This window comes from Sulfurimonas sp. HSL-1656, from assembly GCF_039645585.1.
GTDB lineage: Bacteria > Campylobacterota > Campylobacteria > Campylobacterales > Sulfurimonadaceae > Thiomicrolovo > Thiomicrolovo subterrani.
Genome location: NZ_CP147915.1, coordinates 2,518,818 through 2,537,622, shown reverse-complemented (window position 1 = coordinate 2,537,622; position 18,805 = coordinate 2,518,818). Strand labels below are relative to the sequence as shown.

Annotated in this window: 20 protein-coding genes; 15 read left to right on the top strand and 5 right to left on the bottom strand. The window is 60.1% G+C overall.

What is annotated here, in order from left to right; translation table 11 throughout:
* The first annotated feature begins 299 nt into the window (after positions 1-299).
* Entirely contained in the window at positions 300-680 is a 381-nt protein-coding gene (locus WCX49_RS13110) for a hypothetical protein (RefSeq protein ID WP_345985514.1), read from the top strand.
* 9 nt (positions 681-689) lie between these two features.
* Here WCX49_RS13110 and WCX49_RS13105 read toward each other — a convergent pair whose 3' ends face one another.
* Genes WCX49_RS13105 through hisF form a run of 5 tightly spaced genes read right to left on the bottom strand, consistent with a single transcriptional unit; the run spans position 690 to position 3,435 of the window.
* On the bottom strand, positions 690-788 hold the full coding sequence (locus WCX49_RS13105) for a hypothetical protein (protein ID WP_231019505.1): 99 nt from the start codon (positions 786-788) through the stop codon (positions 690-692).
* On the bottom strand, positions 785-1,870 hold the full coding sequence (gene rlmN, locus WCX49_RS13100; RefSeq protein ID WP_345985513.1) for a 23S rRNA (adenine(2503)-C(2))-methyltransferase RlmN: 1,086 nt from the start codon (positions 1,868-1,870) through the stop codon (positions 785-787). Before rlmN ends, WCX49_RS13105 begins: the two co-directional genes overlap by 4 nt.
* Entirely contained in the window at positions 1,867-2,406 is a 540-nt protein-coding gene (locus WCX49_RS13095) for a purine-nucleoside phosphorylase (protein ID WP_345985512.1), read from the bottom strand. Before WCX49_RS13095 ends, rlmN begins: the two co-directional genes overlap by 4 nt.
* 14 nt (positions 2,407-2,420) lie before the next feature.
* Positions 2,421-2,675, bottom strand: a complete 255-nt coding sequence (locus tag WCX49_RS13090; RefSeq protein WP_345985511.1) for a DUF2164 domain-containing protein — start codon at positions 2,673-2,675, stop codon at positions 2,421-2,423.
* 1 nt (position 2,676) lies between these two features.
* Positions 2,677-3,435: an imidazole glycerol phosphate synthase subunit HisF gene (gene hisF / locus WCX49_RS13085; protein ID WP_345985510.1), complete on the bottom strand. Its 759-nt coding sequence runs from the start codon at positions 3,433-3,435 to the stop codon at positions 2,677-2,679.
* A gap of 123 nt (positions 3,436-3,558) precedes the next feature.
* Between hisF and WCX49_RS13080 the strand changes: the two genes are divergently transcribed.
* The 14 genes from WCX49_RS13080 to WCX49_RS13015 all read left to right on the top strand — a co-directional run bounded on the left by WCX49_RS13080 (position 3,559) and on the right by WCX49_RS13015 (position 18,796).
* On the top strand, positions 3,559-4,143 hold the full coding sequence (locus WCX49_RS13080; protein ID WP_345985509.1) for a TetR/AcrR family transcriptional regulator: 585 nt from the start codon (positions 3,559-3,561) through the stop codon (positions 4,141-4,143).
* Entirely contained in the window at positions 4,124-5,017 is an 894-nt protein-coding gene (locus WCX49_RS13075) for a hydrogenase (RefSeq protein ID WP_345985508.1), read from the top strand. The genes WCX49_RS13080 and WCX49_RS13075 overlap by 20 nt, the downstream gene beginning before the upstream one ends.
* Positions 5,007-6,308 carry a nickel-dependent hydrogenase large subunit gene (locus WCX49_RS13070; protein ID WP_345985507.1) on the top strand — a complete coding sequence of 434 codons (1,302 nt, stop codon included), beginning with the start codon at positions 5,007-5,009 and terminating at the stop codon, positions 6,306-6,308. The genes WCX49_RS13075 and WCX49_RS13070 overlap by 11 nt, the downstream gene beginning before the upstream one ends.
* Positions 6,309-6,692: 384 nt before the next feature.
* The gene (locus WCX49_RS13065) at positions 6,693-7,136 is read left to right on the top strand and encodes a DUF4395 family protein (protein ID WP_345985506.1); all 444 of its coding nucleotides are present in this window, start codon (positions 6,693-6,695) and stop codon (positions 7,134-7,136) included.
* A gap of 34 nt (positions 7,137-7,170) precedes the next feature.
* Positions 7,171-8,106 (top strand): cysteine synthase A, encoded by a 936-nt coding sequence (cysK, locus tag WCX49_RS13060; protein ID WP_345985505.1) that lies wholly within the window; start codon positions 7,171-7,173, stop codon positions 8,104-8,106.
* A 57-nt stretch (positions 8,107-8,163) separates the two neighbouring features.
* Positions 8,164-8,394 (top strand): DUF2061 domain-containing protein, encoded by a 231-nt coding sequence (locus WCX49_RS13055; protein WP_345985504.1) that lies wholly within the window; start codon positions 8,164-8,166, stop codon positions 8,392-8,394.
* A gap of 8 nt (positions 8,395-8,402) precedes the next feature.
* Positions 8,403-9,107 carry a phosphoadenylyl-sulfate reductase gene (locus WCX49_RS13050; protein ID WP_345985503.1) on the top strand — a complete coding sequence of 235 codons (705 nt, stop codon included), beginning with the start codon at positions 8,403-8,405 and terminating at the stop codon, positions 9,105-9,107.
* A gap of 3 nt (positions 9,108-9,110) precedes the next feature.
* Complete coding sequence (cysD, locus tag WCX49_RS13045; protein ID WP_345985502.1) at positions 9,111-10,022, top strand: sulfate adenylyltransferase subunit CysD; 912 nt, start codon at positions 9,111-9,113, stop codon at positions 10,020-10,022.
* Complete coding sequence (cysN, locus tag WCX49_RS13040; protein WP_345985501.1) at positions 10,022-11,428, top strand: sulfate adenylyltransferase subunit CysN; 1,407 nt, start codon at positions 10,022-10,024, stop codon at positions 11,426-11,428. Before cysD ends, cysN begins: the two co-directional genes overlap by 1 nt.
* A gap of 10 nt (positions 11,429-11,438) precedes the next feature.
* On the top strand, positions 11,439-13,022 hold the full coding sequence (locus WCX49_RS13035) for a nitrite/sulfite reductase (RefSeq protein WP_345985500.1): 1,584 nt from the start codon (positions 11,439-11,441) through the stop codon (positions 13,020-13,022).
* Positions 12,991-14,337, top strand: coding sequence for an aminotransferase class V-fold PLP-dependent enzyme (locus tag WCX49_RS13030; protein ID WP_345985499.1), 1,347 nt, complete (start codon positions 12,991-12,993; stop codon positions 14,335-14,337). Before WCX49_RS13035 ends, WCX49_RS13030 begins: the two co-directional genes overlap by 32 nt.
* Positions 14,306-15,613: a uroporphyrinogen-III C-methyltransferase gene (gene cobA / locus WCX49_RS13025; protein WP_345985498.1), complete on the top strand. Its 1,308-nt coding sequence runs from the start codon at positions 14,306-14,308 to the stop codon at positions 15,611-15,613. The genes WCX49_RS13030 and cobA overlap by 32 nt, the downstream gene beginning before the upstream one ends.
* Before the next feature lie 172 nt (positions 15,614-15,785).
* Positions 15,786-17,018 carry a hydrogenase small subunit gene (locus WCX49_RS13020; protein WP_345985497.1) on the top strand — a complete coding sequence of 411 codons (1,233 nt, stop codon included), beginning with the start codon at positions 15,786-15,788 and terminating at the stop codon, positions 17,016-17,018.
* The gene (locus WCX49_RS13015; protein ID WP_345985496.1) at positions 17,018-18,796 is read left to right on the top strand and encodes a nickel-dependent hydrogenase large subunit; all 1,779 of its coding nucleotides are present in this window, start codon (positions 17,018-17,020) and stop codon (positions 18,794-18,796) included. The genes WCX49_RS13020 and WCX49_RS13015 overlap by 1 nt, the downstream gene beginning before the upstream one ends.
* The last annotated feature ends 9 nt before the right edge of the window (positions 18,797-18,805 follow it).

Here is an 18,805-nt window from a genome sequence, read left to right as displayed (position 1 = left end):
ATATCCAATCGCTTTCATAGTACTACTTTCCGGCGGTAATTCTACAATACAGCTACAGACGGTAAAACATGTTGGGGGGAACCGTCGACATGCAGTCTGTTAGGAAACACAAAATCGCTGAATTTCATGAATTCTTATACTGCTGTATGTATTGTAAGTGCAATAGTAACAAAAAGGGAGGAAAAAATCTAGGGTTTTTTAAATTTTTTTTTGCTAGGCATTTTGCCAGATGTGGAGCCTCGTCATCACAGATACGATATAATTGCCTATCAAAAAAAAACAGAACGAGGGTGTAAAATATGTATAAAATCGTCAGTATGGGCCTTGTGACGGTTATTGGGTCGGTTTTGACGCTGTCGGCAGGGGAGGACACGGTCCACTGCGAAGTGCTCGATGACGGCGTCGAAAAGATCCAGTGTACATTTGTAACACCACGAAAAGATCGGGAACGCGAGGTCGTTTTCCACTGGCATTCGGACGAATTCCCGCAGGATGACCGTGAACACACCATTATGCTGCCGGCCCGCAACGGCTCGGTCTACGACTATCGTTACCTTTGGGGGCGTGCAGAGGGGATGTGGACGGTCACGGCTACCCTGACCGAAGAGGACGGAAGCGAGCGCGAAGCTTCCCGGCGTTTTTCACTGCAGGGCGGGAAGCTTGCCGAAGCGGCGCACTAGAAAAGTGCGTTATTTTTTTTCGTTTTTGACGACCCAGACGATGCCGCCGAGTCCGACAAGGACGACGCCGATCAAAAAAACGATCTGCACAATATCCAATCCTGTCATATCTTCACCTTCTCTTCATTTGTTTTCTCTTTGAGCTGCCCGCAGGCCGCGCTGATGTCGATCCCTTTCGAGTCGCGGATAGTACAGAGCTGTCCGTGGTCGATCAGGTACTGCTGGAACTTCACCATATCTTCGCGCTCGGGGCGCTGGTAGTCGCTGCCGGGGTAGGGGTTGAAGTAGATCAGGTTGACCTTTGCCTTGATGCCGTGCAGCAGCTTAATGAGCTTCTTCGCCGAGGCGATGTCGTCGTTTTTTCCCTTGATGACGAGGTATTCGAACATGACGCGTTTGCGCGTATCGATGGGGAAGCGGCGCACGGCATCCATGATGGAGGCGATATTGTACGCCTTGTTCATCGGGATGAGCTCCGTTCGCAGCTCGTCGTCGACGGCGTGGAGACTGATGGCAATGTGCACGCCGAGGTCCATCTGCCCCAGTTTGTCGATGCGGGTGCTGATGCCGCTGGTGGAGACTGTCTGGCGCTTGCCCGAGATAGAGAGACCGTCTTCGTCCTTTAGGATGCGGATCGCCTTGGCGAGGTTGTCGAGGTTGTCCAGCGGTTCCCCCATTCCCATATAGACAATGTTGACTCGGCGGTTCGCCGCATGGTCGTTGTCCTTTTTGACGGAGAGGACCTGGGCGACGATCTCGCCGGGGGTAAGGTCGCGGGTGAAGCCCCCCTTGGCCGTCAGACAGAAGCTGCAGCCGACCTTGCATCCGACCTGGGTGGAGACGCAGACCGTGTGTTTGGCCTCCTGGGCGAGGGAGCCGTCGTCGTTGTACTGGGCCTCTTTCATCTTCAGCCAGACGGTTTCGACCGTTTTGCCGTCGGGAAGTTCGAAGAGGTACTTGATCGTCCCGTCGGCGGACTCTTCCTTGCGCAGGATCTTGAGCGGGTTGAGAAGGTAGCGCTCGTTCAGCTCTTCGCGCAGTGCCTTGGGGATATTGGCCATCTCGTCGAAACTGTCGACGAAGCTGTGGTAGATCCAGCCGTAGATCTGCTTGGCGCGGAAGGCGGGCTTGACGGCCTGGGCAAGCTCCTCTTTGGTGAGGTCCATGATGGTCGGTTTCGGTGTGCTCATGCTGTCAACTCCTTGATACGGCGTTTGACATGGTCGCCCAGCAGTGCCTTGGCCTGTTCATGGTTCGCGACAAAATCGCTATGGGCGTCGGCGTTGCAGTAGTTGGTGACGCAGAAGACGCCGCCGGCGGGGATGCCGAACTCCTGCGCGACGCGCAGCACGGCGAAGAACTCCATGTTTTCAATGCCGATACCGAAGCGCAGAAAGCCTTTGGCAAGTTCGGGGTCGGTCGTGATATAGTTGCTGGAGTTGACGATGATCTCTTTGGTCCCCTCCGTATTGGTCGAGACGACATTGTCGATGGGGGTATAGGCTTTGTTCTGCAAAAAGGCGAGTTCGATGTTCGCGGCCGTTTTCGATTCGACGATATCGAAGATTTTCTGCTCACCGTAACTGCCGGCCGTCCCGACAAAAAGCAGGAACTCCGGCTTGTCGAAGAGGCAGAGGCGGGTGATGTTCATGGTGGTCTCGATCAGACCGACACCCATCGGGGTCGCAAAGTCGAAGGTCTCGTTATTACCGGCACAGATGATCATTGCGCTTGCATCCCTTATGAATGTGAATTTTTTTCAAGGGTATAGCCGACATCGTCGGCGATCGTATCGATCCGAACCCTCATCTCATCCAGAGCGTCGTTCAAACCCCTGTTATAAAAATAAACGCCTATCTCTTCGGCAAAAAAGTCCAGCAGAAACTCCGCGTCGAAGCCGCCGATCTCCTGGTCGAGTTCACGTGCAAAATAGGCTTTCATCTTTTCGACCATAACCGCCTTCTCTTCCGGGGAGAAGGTAATGATCTCGGACATCTCAGAGCCGTACCGGGATGCCGTTATCCTGGAGATAGTGTTTGAGCTCCATGATGTCGATCTCTTTGAAGTGGAAGATACTTGCCGCCAGGGCCGCGTCCGCACCGTGCTCGAAGGCCTCTTTGATATGGCCCATCGTCCCCGCACCGCCGCTGGCGATGACCGGCACGTTGACGAGGGAGCTGATCTGCTCGGTGATGGGGATGTCGAAGCCCGCCTTGGTACCGTCGGTGTCCATGGAGGTGAGGAGGATCTCTCCGGCACCCCGGTCGACGGCCTCTTTGGCCCATTCTACGGCGTCGATGCCCGTATCGATCCGGCCGCCGTTGAGGTAGACGTGGTAGCGGTCGCCCGTCTTTTTCACGTCGATCGCGACGACGATGCACTGCGAACCGAACCGCTTGGCCCCTTCGTTGATGAGGTCGGGGCGTTTGACTGCGGCGGAGTTGACGCTCACCTTGTCACAGCCGACGTTGAGCAGCTTGTAGATGTCGTCGAGTTTCCGGATCCCCCCGCCGACGGTCAGCGGGATGAAGACCTCTTTGGCGACCTGTTCGACGATATGGACGATGGTGTCACGCTCTTCGTGCGACGCGGTGATGTCGAGGAAGGTCAGTTCGTCCGCCCCCTCTTCGTTGTAGCGTTTGGCGATCTCCACCGGGTCGCCCGCGTCTTTGAGTCCGACGAAGTTGACCCCTTTGACGACGCGGCCGTCCTTGACGTCGAGGCAGGGGATGATACGTTTGGCGAAATAGTCCATGCGTTCGCTTTCATAAAAGGTATAAAATTATAGGGTAATGCATCTTAATGTGAATGGCTATTCGCTGTTTGTGCTACCATTAGAGGAGCAATTAATATTTATAAAGAGGGTGCCGTGGCGCGTGTGAGCAAAGCAGAACGTAAAGAGAACATTATTTCAACGGCACTGAAGCTGTTTGCGGAGAAGGGTTTTTATGTGACGACCATCCCCGATATCGCCGCGAAAGTCGGGATGAGCGTGGGGAACTTTTACAACTACTTCAGCTCGAAGGATATCCTGGCCAAGGAGCTGATTCTCTATATTTCCGAGTATCTTGGCAAACACATCCGCGAGATCAACGAAGGAGAGGGCAGCGCAAAGGACAAGATCAGCGCGATCGTGACGTTCTATTTCACGATGGCGACCGAACGCCCGGAGATGATCGAGTATTTCCTGCGGATCTACCTCTCTAACCGCGAGGTATTCGGAGAGTCGTGCGAAGGGATGGTTTGCGTCTCGCCTTTTATTACGGAGATGATGATCTTCTTTGACGACGGCGTCGCCGGGGGCGAACTCCGCGACCAGGACTTCTTCAGCGCTTTCGGTCTCTTTATGGGCTACCTCGGGGGGATGGTCTTCCTTTTCGGCGAAAAGATCCTCCCCGAGCCGTTGAGCCACTACGAGGCCTCCATCGCGGAGAATATCTACCGTGCCCTCAAGACTGTATAAGCCGACGCTGATCTGGCTGCAGGGCGTCACCTGCAACGGCAACACCCACTCCTTTTTGAACCTCCCCTATCTGCCGCAGCTCCTGGAACGTTTCGAGGTGCTCTACCACCCGCTGCTTCCCTGTACCCAGAGCCTGGCGGAGACCGCACACTGCAAACGCGGCTGTGACGTCCTCGTGTTTGAAGGCGCATTCGACCCGGAGATGGAGCGGGCCGGGACGACATTGAAACAGCTGGTGGGGCATTATGCCGGCGAGGCCGGTCACGTCATCGCGGCGGGCAGCTGCGCCAGTTTCGGCGGCATCTTCAAAGCATCGGCGCCGAACCGCAACAGCGGCCTGGCCTTTGCGGGGGAGCAACCCGACGGTCCCCTGCGCGGCAGGGTCGGCAAAGTGATCAACCTCTCGGGCTGCCCCGTGCACCCCGAATGGCTGGGGTATGCACTGATGAGTATCGCGGATGGCCGCCCCGTCGCCGTCGACCAGCTGGGGCGGCCGACGGCGCTCTACCGCCACATGGCACACGACGGGTGTCTGCGCAACGAGTATTTCGAATGGAAAGTGGATGTGGAGCAGTTCGGGCGAAAGGAGGGGTGTCTCTTCTACGAGCACGGCTGCCGCGGCCCGCTGACCCATGCGTCGTGCAATCGCACCCTCTGGAACGGCGTCAGTTCGAAAATGCGCGTCGGCACGCCCTGTTTCGGCTGTACCGAGCCCGATTTCCCGCGCCGCAACCTCTTTGAGACGAAGACGAATATGTCGATTCCCGAAGAGGTGCCGGTCGGGGTCTCCAAGCGGGCCTACCTGACGATGACGGGCATCGCCAAGAGTTTCAAGATCAAACGGCTGGAGGAGCGGCTTATCGATGATGACTAAGGCACTGATTGAACACATCGAGGGGGAGGCTTCCCTCTATTTTGATACCCGCGGGGATAAAGTCACCTGGGCCGAAATCGCTTTCCCGCACTTTCGGGGGATGGAGCGTATGCTGGAAGGGCGGAAGGCGACGGATGCGCTGGTGCTCACGCCGCGCGTCTGCGGCATCTGCGGACACGCCCACCTGATGGCGACCGTCCGGGCCATCGAGGCGGCGTACGCGGAGGCGGGCCATCCGGTCGAGCTGACGCGCAAGGCGCAAAGCCTCCGGGAGCTGACGCTGGTGCTCGAGATGATCCAGAACCACTTCAAATGGCTCTACCTCGTCATCCTGCCCGAACTCGAAAAACTGGGTGTCGAAGGCCTCGCACCGGCGCCGCTCAAGGGGGCATTCGCGGCGGCGCAGGCGACGAAGATCCTGGCGCTCTTCGCCGGGCAGTGGCCCCACAGCTCCTACATGATCCCCGGCGGCGTCACCTGCGACCCGACCCACCTGGAACGCATCCAGGCGGCAGGGCTGCTCGACGAGCTGATCGCCTTCTTCGAGAAAGAGACGGCCGGGATCGACCTGGACACGCTGCTGACTTTTGCCTCCTGCCGGGAATTCAACCCACTGCAGAGCGATCTCGGGCGCCTGGAGAAGGGGCTGATCGCTGCGGGGATGCATAAAAAGGGAATGGCATACGACCGCTTCGTCGTCCTGGGAGAACACGGCTTTACGGTGCGCGCGCGCCTGAAGCACACGCGCCCGATGAAAGCGGATGCATCCCAGGTAGCGACCGAAGCGGCGGTCTGCCGCGATGAGACAAGTTATGCCCGCAATGTCCGTTACGGGAAACATTTTTACGAAGTCGGGCCGCTTGCCCGGGCGATTTCGGCCGATAACGCCCTGATCAAAAACATGCACCGGCGCTACAAGGACAGCGTCTACACGCGTGTAATGGCCAGGGTTTACGAAACGGCCCTGCTGCTGCAGCGCGCGCGAAAGCTTCTGGAGCATCTGGAGCTCTCCGAGCCCTCCTACATACCGCCCGTGCCGCTGGAACGCATCACCGCGGCGGGGGAGGGCATCGTTGAGGCGCCGCGCGGACCCCTGATCCACCGGATGCGCCTGGAGCGGGGGATCGTTGCCGATTACAGTATCATCACCCCTACGCAGTGGAACCTCGGCAGTTCCGTGATGTCCGATCCCGCACCGGCGCAGAAGGCGATGGTCGGCGCCGCGGATATCGCCGAAGCGACCTTCATTTTCCGCAGTTTTGATGTCTGTTCGGTCTGTACGACGCACTGAGCTTCGAACAGGCGACGCACCGCGGCACTTCCAATAATTAAATCACATGTATATTATAAAAATAGATAATATAAACTGAAATTCCTCCATTTTTGACTCTCTAAACAATAGTAACCATAGTAGAATACTATAGTATGAAATTCATACAAAAAAATCCCTCTCAAAGCCCTGCTTTTCGGACTTCTTGACACGTGCCATTCCTCTTGATTTTGAAAGTAAAAGAGAGCTTCTTGACACTGAATGAATATTCATTTATAGTTTTTTCGTTCCAAACGGTTTTCCCGAAACGGATGCATTGACAGCGTCCTTCGGAAACGGAATCCGAATGACATTATGCGACCGGTCCGGCAGCGCTACTGCCCCGGTCGAAGAAAGGAGATTGGAATGAAGGTTTATGCAACGACACCCTACGGCAGCGATGCGAATCAGACCCGAGTACGGGCGGCCATCGTTGCGGCGGCCGTGTCCGCTTACCTGCATACCGGTAATGCGGCATGGCTTTTCCTGACGGCATTTGATTATGCCCTGCTGCTGCATGTTACGCAGTGGACAAGCCCGTTCGCGCTGGGTGCGCGCGCTGCAACGCGATTCATTCGCTTTGCGCGACGCGGGGCCGACGCGGCGGAAAAACGTTTCGCCGACGGAATCAAGTTCGGCGTGATCCTGGGAACGCTCGGTACGGACCTGGCGGGTTACACCAACGCCGCAGGACTGCTCGCCGGCGGGTTCGCGATCTGGACGGCGGCCGAAGCGGTGGATGACAGCTGTATGGGGTGCGCCCTCTACCGCTGGCTGAAACGGCATGAGATCGAGGTCGTGGCGCTGTAGGCCCGAACAACAACCCGTATTTCAAGGAGACGGCATGCATTACGCAAACAATGTGACGGAACTGATCGGCAACACGCCGCTGGTGAAGCTGAATAACGCTTCGGACGAAACGGAAACGACGCTGCTGGGCAAGTGTGAGTTCATGAACCCTTCCGGGTCGGTCAAGGACCGGATCGGGAAGAACATGATCACGCGGGCGCTGGAGAGCGGCCTTTTGAACAAACAGAGTGTGATCATCGAGCCGACCAGCGGCAATACGGGGATCGCGCTCGCGTCGATCGCGGCGGGGCTGGGGCTGAAGCTGATCCTCACGATGCCGAGTTCCATGAGCATCGAGCGCCGGAAACTGCTCCTAGCACTCGGGGCGGAGCTCGAACTGACCGACCCCGCTGCCGGAATGGCCGGCGCGGTGGCACGGGCCAACGAGCTTGCGGCCGCGATCGAGAACGGGGTGGTGCTACAGCAGTTTGAGAACCCGGCCAATCCGGTCGCGCATATGGTGACGACGGCGGAGGAAATCTGGCGGGATACGGCCGGGAAGATCGATATCTTCGTCGCCGCCGTCGGCACCGGCGGTACGATCACCGGGGTGGGGTCGATCCTCAAGGCATACAACCCGAACATCGAGATCATCGCGGTGGAGCCCGAGGACTCGGCGGTCCTCTCCGGCGGCAAGCCGGGGCCGCACAAAATCCAGGGGATCGGGGCGGGCTTCGTGCCCAAGGTACTCGACACCTGGGCCTACGGCGAGGTAGTGACCGTGGGCAACGACGAGGCCATGGCGTCGTCGCGGAAGCTGGCACGTGACGAAGGGCTGCTCGTGGGCATCTCTTCGGGCGCGAACGTGCTCGCCGCCCGCAGGGTGGCGGCCCGGCGGGAGAACCGGGGAAAGACGATCGTGACGATGCTGTGCGATACGGGCGAGCGCTACCTCTCAACGCCGCTGTACGACATTGCGGAAGCCGAGTAACGGCGATAACAACAGAAGGGCCGTATACGGCGGCCCCACGAAAAGTGTGGTGACATTATGCAAGAAAAAGCCTATCGGAGTGCGGTGAAAACCCTCTCCTGGCGCGCCGTCGGCACCCTGGACACGATGGTGATCTCGTTCCTGATTACGGGCAGCCTGGCAATGGCCGCCTCCATCGGTTCGATCGAGGTCTTCACGAAAATGGTCCTGTACTACCTGCACGAGCGGGCCTGGACAAGAGTCCGCATCGGTCTGCACCGGCCGACCGGCGACGATTATCAGATTTAGGAGACGGCATGCAAAAGCACATTGAAACATTGAACCGCCGTCTGGCGGGAAGCAGCGCCGATGAGGTGCTGGCGTATTTCGCGCAGCAGTACGGCGGACGGATCGCGCTGGCCTCGAGTTTCGGGGCGGAGGACCAGGTCCTGACGCATCTGCTGCAGCCGCACCGGGAGCAGATCGGGGTTTTTACGATCGACACGGGCCGGCTGCCGTATGAGACCTACGACGTCATGGACAGAACGAACCAAAAGTACGGGGTGAACATCGACGTCTATTTCCCCGACCCTTCCGATGTGGAGGCGCTCTACAAAGCGCAGGGAATCAACGGCTTTTACGACAGCGTCGACAACCGTAAACGCTGCTGCCATGCCCGGAAGATCGCGCCGCTGAGACGCGCGCTTCGGGGTATGGAGGTCTGGATCACGGGGCTGCGGCGGGAGCAGTCCCCGACCCGCGAATCGATGCGCCTGGTCGAACACGACGAGGCCAACGGCCTGCTGAAACTCAACCCGCTCATCGAGTGGAGCGAGGCGGAAGTGTGGGCACATATCCACGCCAACGGCGTGCCCTACAACCGGCTGCACGACCACGGGTACCCGAGTATCGGCTGTGCGCCGTGTACCCGGGCCGTCGTCCCGGGCGACGATATCCGCTCGGGACGCTGGTGGTGGGAGTCACCCGAACACAAAGAGTGCGGACTGCACCGAAAGGAGTAAACAATGATTGACAGACAACGTCGCACCCATCTGAGGAAACTGGAGGCGGAGGCGATCCACATCATGCGCGAAGTCGCGGCCGAGTTCGACAACCCGGCCATGCTCTACAGCATCGGGAAGGACTCTTCGGTGATGCTGCACCTGGCGCTCAAGGCGTTCTACCCGGCCAAGCTGCCTTTCCCGCTGCTGCATGTGGATACGACCTGGAAGTTCAGGGAGATGATCGCGTTCCGCGACAGCCGGATCGACGCGCTGGGGCTGGAGCTGCTGGTCCACGTCAACGAAGAGGGCGTTGCCCGCGGCATCGGTCCCTTTACCCACGGCAGCGCGGTACATACGGACGTGATGAAGACCGAGGGGCTGAAGCAGGCGCTTGAGAAGTACGGGTTTGATGCCGTCTTCGGCGGCGCACGCCGCGACGAGGAGAAGAGCCGCGCGAAGGAGCGGATCTACTCCTTCCGCGATGCGAACCACCGCTGGGACCCGAAAAACCAGCGTCCCGAGCTGTGGAACGTCTACAACGGCAGTATCCGCAGGGGCGAGAGCATCCGGGTCTTCCCGCTGTCGAACTGGACGGAGCTGGATATCTGGCAGTACATCTACCTTGAACAGATCCCGATCGTCCCGCTCTATTTTGCGAAGGAGCGCCCCGTCGTGGAGCGCGACGGCGTGAAAATCATGGTCGACGACGACCGGATGCCGCTGCAGGAGGGGGAAGAACCCCGCCTCGAGAGCGTGCGATTCCGGACGCTCGGCTGCTACCCGCTGACCGGCGCGGTCGCTTCGACGGCGACGACGCTGCCGGAGATCATTCAGGAGATGCTGCTGGCGAAGACCAGCGAACGCCAGGGGCGGGTGATCGACAGCGATCAGGCCGGTTCCATGGAGAAGAAGAAAATGGAAGGATATTTCTAATGGAAGCACAAGAGAGACTGATAGCCTCGGACATCGAGCGCTACCTGCATGAACACGAAAACAAGGAGCTGCTCCGGTTCATCACCTGCGGCAGCGTGGATGACGGGAAAAGCACCCTCATCGGCCGGTTGCTGCACGATACGAAGATGATCTTCGAAGACCAGCTCGCGGCGATCACGAAGGAGAGCCGCAAGTCCGGAACGACGGGCGAGCGGGTCGACCTGGCCCTGCTCGTCGACGGTCTGCAGAGCGAACGCGAGCAGGGGATTACCATCGACGTCGCGTACCGCTATTTTGCCACCGACAAGCGCAAGTTCATCATTGCGGACACCCCGGGGCACGAGCAGTACACGCGGAACATGGCGACGGGCGCGTCGACCGCCGACCTGGCGATTATCCTGATCGACGCCCGTTACGGCATCCAGACGCAGACGCGGCGCCATTCATTCATTGTACGGCTGCTGGGGATCACCCGGGTGATCGTCGCAGTGAACAAGATGGACCTCGTCGATTGCTCCGAGGGGCGCTTCGAAGCGATCCGGCAGGAGTATATGGCGTTCGCGGCGGGCCTGGACATCGCCGAGGTGTCGGTGATCCCGCTCTCGGCGCTGGAGGGGGACAACGTCGTGGAGCGTTCGGCACGCATGCCGTGGTACGAGGGCGCGACGCTGCTCGAACTGCTCGAAACGGCCGAACTGGACACGCAGGCCGACGGGGCGCCTTTCCGTTTTCCGGTGCAGTACGTCAACCGGCCCTCCTCCGACTTCCGCGGCTTTGCCGGGACCGTAGCCTCCGGTGCGATCCGCAAAGGCGACACCGTCAGGGTGGTGCCGTCGGGCAAACGGTCGCGGGTACGTTCGATCGTCACCTTTGAGGGCGAACTGGCGGTCGCAGAGGCGGACAACGCCGTGACGCTGACCCTTGAAGACGAGATCGATATCAGCCGCGGCGACATCCTCGTCGGCGGCGACGCCGAGATCGCGCTTGCCGGGAAGCTCATTGCGGAGCTGGTCTGGATGGACGAGACGCCGCTCGAGATCGGTAGGACCTACACGCTCAAGCGCGCGGCGACAACGGTGGCGGCACGGGTGGAGGCGATCGACCACCAGTACGATGTCAATACCCTCACGGAGCATGAAGCGTCCGCCCTCGGGCTCAACGGGATCGCCCGGGTGCGGCTTGCCCTGGGGGCCCCGATCGCGTTCGATCCGTACGAAGCGAACCGCTATACGGGCAGCTTCATTTTGATCGACCGCGTCAGTAACAACACGTCGGCCGCCGGCATGATCGTCGCGGCGGCGGAGGAGCAGGTGCTGCCGGAAACGGCGGCCGCATCGTTCGAGGCGGAACTCAACGCCCTGATACGCAGACACTTCCCGCACTGGGAAGCCAAAGCGATTGCATAGGAGGTGATGCATGGCATCCGAAACGAAAGCGCAGCGCGTGGAGCGCATCAAGCGCGAGAAGGACGGCCTGGACGTCATCGGCGCGATCGCGGAGTATGCCCGAAGCGGCAGCGACCCGCATCCCGACGATATCGACCGGTTTAAATGGTACGGGCTTTACACCCAGAACAGGAACCTCCAGGACGAGGAGGACCCGACGCTCTATTTCATGCTGCGGGTCAAGCTCGAGGCGGGGGAGGTGACGACCGATCAGCTCAAAACGCTGGGGTATATTTCAAACACCTATGCGCGGAGTACCGCCGATATCACGACACGTCAGGATCTGCAGTTCCACTGGATCGAGGTGCGGCATCTGCCGGTGATATTCGCCCTGCTCGAGCACGTCGGCCTCAGTACGAAGATGGCCGCGGGCGACTGCCCGCGCAACGTCGTGAGCTGCCCGGTGGACGGCATCGACCACGGGGCGGTCTCAGACGTACGCCCGCTGGTCAGGGCGGTCAACGCGCTGTTCCGGGACAACCGGGATTTTTCGAACCTGCCGCGCAAGTTCAAGATCGGTATCAGCGGCTGCCGCAACCACTGTATCTCCCACGAGATACAGGACCTGAGCTTTACGGCGGTCGACCACCCGTCAGGCCGGGTGCTCTTTGACGTCAGCGTCGGGGGCGGGCTGGCAAAAAACCGGCGCATCGCCTCGCATATCGGGTATGCGACGGCGGAGCAGGTCGTCCCCATCGCCGAAGCGGTGGCGACCCTGTACCGCGACGAGGGGAACCGCGAAAACCGTTCCAAGGCCCGCCTGGGTCACCTTGTCGACGCCTGGGGGCTTGACGCCTTCGTCGCACAGCTTCATACACTGCTGGGATTCGAGCTGCTGCCGCCGCAGGCCCGGGCCTATACGCCCTACGCCCTGCGGGGCCATTTCGGTGCCCATGCGAGCAGCGTCGAGGGCAGGAGCTACATCGGCTGTGCCGTGACGTCGGGGCGCATCGGCGGGGGCGGGCTGCTGCGGCTGGCCAAGGCGATGCAGCGCCACCGTGCCGAAAGGGCAAAGTTCACGACGACGCAGAACCTCGTCGTGCTCGACGTCCCCGAGAGCCGGGTCGGTGCCATGACCGGAGAGCTGGAGCAGGCCGGGCTGTCACCCAACCCCACCCCTTTCAAGGCGCGAACGCTGGCGTGTACGGGGCTGAACTTCTGTAAGTTCGCCATCAGCGAAACGAAGGAGCTGGCGCGGGAGATCGTCGACTACCTGAATGCACGGTTCCCCGACTTCACCGAGCCCGTTTCGATCAGCGTCAACGGCTGTCCGAACGCCTGTGCGCATCCGCACATCGTCGACATCGGGTTCGTCGGGACGGTGCTCAAGCGCGGGGAGCGGCGGATCAGCGGTTTCGAGCTGATCTTCGGCGGCCACCTGGAGGGGGAGCGCAGTGCGTTAGGCGAAAAGAGCGGCATCAAGGTGGCGCCCGAAGAGGCGGCCGGGATCATAGAGTGCCTGCTGCTGCAGTATCTTGGCAGTGGGTATGAAACATTCGGAGCATTTTTACGGGAGCAGGCTTATGACACAAGCGCTATTTCGGCCGTTGCTTAAACGGGGGAACCGCAAGACCTTCGTCGGGGAGCAGACCATCGGCCGCCACAAGAGGCACTATTTTGACTACACCGCGTCGGGGCTGGCGTTCGAACCGATCGAGTCACGGCTGCGGGAGGTCCTGGAGACCTATGCGAACACCCATTCGAAAGAAGCATCGATGGCGGCGGTGACGGAACATTACTATAACGGGGCCCGGGAGCAGCTCAAAACGCTGCTGGGGCTGGACGACGCCTTTGCCGTTTTGCCCTGCGGCTGCGGTGCGACATCGGCGATCAAGCGCCTGCAGGAGATTCTGGGGGTCTACATCCCGCCGGCGACGCGCAAGCGCTGCATTGTCCGGGTACGGCCCCAGAAGCGGCCGCTGGTCATCGTCGGTCCCTACGAGCACCATTCGAACGAGATCAGCTACCGCGAAGGGATTTGCGACACCGTGCGCATCGGCTTCAACGCCGAGGGGGAGATCGACCTGGAGTACATGGAGATACTGCTGCAGGCGAACCGGCACCGGGAGGTGATCGGGGCGTTCTGTATCGCGTCGAACGTGACGGGGATCGTTACCCCCTATCAGCGCATCTCGCGTCTGTTGCGGAAATACGGCGCCATGGTCTGCTTCGACGCGGCCGCATCGTCGCCGTACATGAACGTGCCCAGCAAACTCTACGATGCCATGTTCCTCTCGCCGCACAAGCTGCTCGGGGGACCGGGATCATGCGGGCTGCTGGTCATCCGGAAGTCGTTCATCGACGAGGCGGTCGCGCCGACGTTCGCCGGCGGGGGTACCGTGACGTACGTGAACCGCAGCGAGCACCGCTTCATCGACGAGAAGGAGACCCGCGAGGATGCGGGGACGCCGGGGATCCTGCAGCTCATCCGTGCCGCGCTCGCCTACCAGCTGCGTAACGAACTGGGCTTTGCCTGGATCAAAAACCGCAAAAAGCAGCTGACGGACTATCTGCTCTCCGGGCTGACCGCCGTCCCGGGCTGTACGGTATACGGGGACCTTGAAAAAGAGAACCTGGGGATCGTCTCTTTTAATATAGAAGGGATCGATCCGTATGCCCTGTGTGCCGGGCTCTCGGAAAAGTGGGGGGTCCAGACCCGTGCGGGCTGTTCGTGCGCGGGCCCGTACGGGCACGATCTGCTCGGGCTGGCGGATGATGCGGAGCTGGAGACACGCCCTGGATGGGTGCGCATCAGCATTCACTATTCGCAGGAGATCGCCGATATCGACTACCTGCTTGCATCGATCCGAAAAACAGTTCGGAGTTTGGGAGAGAAACATGAAAACGGCGTCGCTTCCGGTACTGCTTAAACCGAAGGAGGGCGGGGTCGTCCTCATCGGTGCGGGAAAAGTGGGGCTGCACAAAGCGGAAGTCCTGGCGGCCAACGGGATTGCGGCGACGGTGATTGCACCCTCCGTCCATGCCGGCTTTGCAGGCGTGCCTTTGCACAGAGTGTTACGCAAAAAAGTGACAGCCGGCGATTTGAAGAGGGCATCGGTGGTCATTGACGCTACCGGCAACAACGCCGTGACGAAGATGCTGACCGATCTGAAAGCTGCAAGGGGCTTTTTGCTTAACATTGTCGACGTCCCGTCGCTGTGTGACTTCTACTTCGCTTCCCTACTGCACTACGGGCCGCTCAAGATCGCCGTCTCGAGTGACGGGGCGAGCCCGACGCTGACGCAGTGTGTCCGGGACAAGATACGGCGCGTGCTGCCGCTGCAGCTTGAACAGCTCGCACGGGAGAAAGCCGGTGAACGTTCCGGGGGGATGGTCGATGCCGCTGCGACGCGCAAAGCAGCCGGCCGTCTGCTCGCCGGCGTCTCCCTGGTAGGGTGCGGTCCCGGGGATGTGGAACTGTTGACGCTCAAGGCGTATCATATTATAAAAGAGGCTGATGTTGTCCTGTATGATCATCTGATCAGCGAGGAGATCCTGGCCCTGATCCCGACAAAGAGCATTAAGATCTATGTGGGCAAGCGCAAGGGGTGCCACAGCCGTACGCAGGATGAGATCAACCATATGATCGTGCAGTATGCGGAGAAGGGGTGCAGCGTTGCCAGGTTGAAAAGCGGCGACCCCTATATCTTCGGACGCGGGGCGGAGGAGGCAACCTACTTGGCCGAAAAAGGCTTCCGCGTCAGTGTGGTGCCGGGCGTATCATCCGCAGTCGCGGGACCGGCGGGGGCGGGCATCCCCGTGACCGCCCGGGGGCACGCCTCCGGCTTTTCGGTCGTGTCGGCCCATGTGGAAGGGGGAAGGACGGAGCTGTCGTGGATCGACCTGCTCGGACTGCCCGGCCACACCACCGTGGTCCTGATGGGTTTGACGCTAGCGGGGGCCATACGCGATGCCGCATTGGCGCACGGGCTTGATCCGGCATTGCCGGCGGCGATCGTCTCCAATGCGACACGTCCGAACCAGCAGACACGCGTGACGACCCTCGGCGGACTTGCCGGAGCCGCCGAGGCGATAGAAGGTCCGGCCATCATCGTTTTCGGCAGTGTCGTGGCGCTTCAGGCGCTTCTGCCGGGCTATCCGGAGGGTTTAGAGACATTAGTGCCCGAAGAAGCGAACGTCGCCTGATCCGGCGGGAACGCTTTGCTGCAGGGCTTTTTATGGGATTTTTGATGCCAGAAGCAAGTCCGGAAAATATATAGGAAATTCGGCAGGAAGGGCGCTATAGCCCAACTTTAGATAAGTTTAAGTTATTGACACATAGAATGGTGAATGATCATTCACTTATGAGGAGGAAATGATGGCGGAACGAATTGATGGGGTGCGGAAGCTCTTCACCTCGAAAAGTGCCAGAGTAGATACGAACAGAGGGGATCTCTATTATCAGCAGCTGTTCGATACGTGTCGGGCGCGTCTGGACGCGCTCCGGGAACAGCCGGCGGTCAACCGGCTCGACTTCGATTCACTGCTCACGGACGAGGGGCAGGATCGCCGTGAATTCATGAAGTGGGTCAGTGCGGTGACGGCGATGCTGATGCTCCCGCCGATGTTCACCCCGCTCGTCGCGGAAGCCGCCGAACTGATGAACCGTCTGCCGGTCGTCTGGCTCGAGCTCCAGGACTGCGCGGGCAACTCCGAGGCGCTGCTTCGCAGCGACGGGCCAAAAATCGACGAGATCGTTCTCGACATCATTTCGCTCGAATTCCACGAGTCGCTGATGGCGCCCTCAGGGCACCAGGCGGAAAAGCAGCTCGAAGACGCGATGGAGCACTTCAAAGGGAACTACCTTCTCTTTGTCGAGGGCTCCATCCCGGTCGGTGCGGGCAGAGACTGGTGTACCATCGGTGCCTCCGGTGAGACTTTCCTGGATCACCTCAACCGTGTCGCGGAAAATGCCGCCGCCGTCGTGGCGGTCGGTGCCTGTGCGACCTTCGGCGGTATCCCCGCTGCAGCGCCGAACCCGACGGGCGCCGTCGGGGTGATGGATGTCGTCAAAGGCAAACCGGTGATCAATATCCCGGCCTGCCCGGCGAACCCGGCGAACATGGTCGGTGTCGTCCTGCACTATGCCCTCACCGGGCAGGTGCCGGAACTTGACTCCCTGCTGCGTCCGAAATTCGCATTCGGATACCGTATCCACGACAACTGTGAACGCCGTGCACACTTCGATGCGGGCGAGTACGTCGAAGAGTGGGGCGATGAAGGCGCGAAGAACAACTTCTGTCTCTATAAAATGGGATGTAAAGGACCGATGACCTTCAACAACTGTTCCATTGTCCGCTACAACGAAGGGGTCAACTGGCCGATCGGTGTCGGTCGCGGCTGTATCGGCTGTTCCGAACCGGACTTCTGGGACAAATATGCGTACGAACGGCCGATGGCCAACGCGAACATCAAGGCACCGACCGGCGGTGTCGAAAAGACCGTGGACCAGTTCGGTCTGGGTCTCCTGACGGCGGCGGGTATCGGTATCGGTATCCATGCGGTCGCCAGTGCAGTAGCCGGTAAGAGAGAAGAGGGAGGAGAAGGATAATGAGCAAGAGACATATTGTAGTCGACCCGATCACAAGGATCGAGGGGCACCTGCGTATCGAGGCGGTGATCGACGAGAACAACACCATCGTGGATGCCTACAGCTCCTCGACCATGTTCCGCGGGATCGAAACGATCCTCCAGGGGCGCGACCCGCGTGACTGCGGTCTGCTGGCCATGCGTATCTGCGGTGTCTGTACCGGTACCCACTATCAGCGTTCCATCGAGGCCGTTGAGGATGCTTTTGACATCACTATCCCGAAAAATGCACGGATCGTGCGCAACCTGATCCAGGGGGCGCTCTATGTGCATGACCACCTCGTGCACTTCTATCACCTGCACGCGCTGGACTTCGTCGATGTCGTCTCCGCCCTGTCGGCCGATCCGGCCAAAACGGCGGAAGAGGCGCGTAAATGGGCCGGTGTGGCCGGGGTTTCCCCCTATACGGACGGGGAGAGCGAGTTCAAAGCGATCCAGGAGCGTGTCGCGAAGTTTGTCAAACAGGGGCGCCTGGGGATCTTCGGTAACGGTTACTGGGGCAACAAGCACTACAAGCTGACCCCGGAACAGAACCTGATCGGTGTGGCACACTACCTCCAGGCGCTGGATATCCAGCGCGACCTGGCGAAGATGCAGGCGATCTTCGGCGGGAAGAACCCGCACCCGCAATCCATCGTCGTCGGCGGGGTCACCTGTGTCCAGGATATCCAGAACCCGGCGCGTATCGCACTGTTCAAGCAGCTGCTCAGCGACGGAACGAAGTTTGTCAAGCAGGCGTATCTGCCGGACGTTTACATGGCCGGTACGATGTATGCCGACGAGGCGACGGATTCCAAAGCGACGTTTACGGAACTCATCGGCGGCAAAGGGGTCGGCGGTACCGGCGGCGGGCTGCTCAACTACATGAGCTACGGCGACTTCCGCCTCGACGATACCGGGTTCTACAAAGCGCAAACCCTCTTCCCGAGCGGGATTGTTTACGGGGGCGACCTGAGCAAGGTCGAAGCGGTCGACCATGAGAAGATCGCCGAAGACGTCACGCACTCCTGGTACGAGGGGAGCGAGCCGCTGCACCCGTACAACGGGCAGACGATCCCGAAATATACGGGCCTCGACAAGCGCGATGACGGCATCGCCTACCTCAAAACCGGCGAAAAGTACAGCTGGATCAAGACGCCTATTTACAACGATACCCGCGTCGAAGTCGGGCCGCTGGCCCGGATGATCGTCGGGGTTGCAAGCAAGGATGAACGCATCACGAAGTACGTGACGAACTTCCTCAAGCGCGGCAACCTGCCGGTATCGGTGCTCTTCAGCACCGTCGGCCGTACGGCGGGCCGGGCCATCGAAACGGAACTGATGGCGGATGTGATGATGGAGTGGGTCGATGAACTCGCCGCCAACGCGGCGGCCGGCGACCTGCGCACCTGGACGGAATTCGACTTCGACAAGGTCAGTGTCAAGACCAAGGGGATGGGCCTGGCCGAAGCGCCGCGCGGTTCCCTGGGGCACTGGGTCCGTGTCGAGGACGGGAAAGTGGCAAACTACCAGGCCGTCGTCCCCTCCACCTGGAATGCCGGTCCGCGGGACTACAAAGGACGGATGGGTGCCTACGAGGCGAGCCTGATCGGTACGAAAGTGGCCGATCCGGAGCAGCCGCTCGAGATCATCCGTACCATCCACAGTTTCGACCCCTGTATCGCCTGTGCGGTGCACGTGGTCGACACCAAGGGCAAATCGCTGGGAGTTTACAAGCTCGACAGCCAGTGCAGTATCTAAGGAGGTCCC

Bases quoted from the DNA above. Each gene is read 5' to 3' on its own strand.
- WCX49_RS13015 (WP_345985496.1), top strand. From the start codon at position 17,018: ATGAGCAAGAGACATATTGTAGTCGACCCGATCACAAGGATCGAGGGG.
- WCX49_RS13055 (WP_345985504.1), top strand. From the start codon at position 8,164: ATGCAAGAAAAAGCCTATCGGAGTGCGGTGAAAACCCTCTCCTGGCGC.
- WCX49_RS13070 (WP_345985507.1), top strand. From the start codon at position 5,007: ATGATGACTAAGGCACTGATTGAACACATCGAGGGGGAGGCTTCCCTC.
- cysD (WP_345985502.1), top strand. From the start codon at position 9,111: ATGATTGACAGACAACGTCGCACCCATCTGAGGAAACTGGAGGCGGAG.
- WCX49_RS13105 (WP_231019505.1), bottom strand. From the start codon at position 788: ATGACAGGATTGGATATTGTGCAGATCGTTTTTTTGATCGGCGTCGTC.
- rlmN (WP_345985513.1), bottom strand. From the start codon at position 1,870: ATGAGCACACCGAAACCGACCATCATGGACCTCACCAAAGAGGAGCTT.
- cobA (WP_345985498.1), top strand. From the start codon at position 14,306: ATGAAAACGGCGTCGCTTCCGGTACTGCTTAAACCGAAGGAGGGCGGG.
- hisF (WP_345985510.1), bottom strand. From the start codon at position 3,435: ATGGACTATTTCGCCAAACGTATCATCCCCTGCCTCGACGTCAAGGAC.
- cysK (WP_345985505.1), top strand. From the start codon at position 7,171: ATGCATTACGCAAACAATGTGACGGAACTGATCGGCAACACGCCGCTG.
- WCX49_RS13095 (WP_345985512.1), bottom strand. From the start codon at position 2,406: ATGATCATCTGTGCCGGTAATAACGAGACCTTCGACTTTGCGACCCCG.
- WCX49_RS13050 (WP_345985503.1), top strand. From the start codon at position 8,403: ATGCAAAAGCACATTGAAACATTGAACCGCCGTCTGGCGGGAAGCAGC.
- WCX49_RS13065 (WP_345985506.1), top strand. From the start codon at position 6,693: ATGAAGGTTTATGCAACGACACCCTACGGCAGCGATGCGAATCAGACC.
- WCX49_RS13035 (WP_345985500.1), top strand. From the start codon at position 11,439: ATGGCATCCGAAACGAAAGCGCAGCGCGTGGAGCGCATCAAGCGCGAG.
- WCX49_RS13020 (WP_345985497.1), top strand. From the start codon at position 15,786: ATGGCGGAACGAATTGATGGGGTGCGGAAGCTCTTCACCTCGAAAAGT.
- cysN (WP_345985501.1), top strand. From the start codon at position 10,022: ATGGAAGCACAAGAGAGACTGATAGCCTCGGACATCGAGCGCTACCTG.
- WCX49_RS13030 (WP_345985499.1), top strand. From the start codon at position 12,991: ATGACACAAGCGCTATTTCGGCCGTTGCTTAAACGGGGGAACCGCAAG.
- WCX49_RS13090 (WP_345985511.1), bottom strand. From the start codon at position 2,675: ATGTCCGAGATCATTACCTTCTCCCCGGAAGAGAAGGCGGTTATGGTC.
- WCX49_RS13110 (WP_345985514.1), top strand. From the start codon at position 300: ATGTATAAAATCGTCAGTATGGGCCTTGTGACGGTTATTGGGTCGGTT.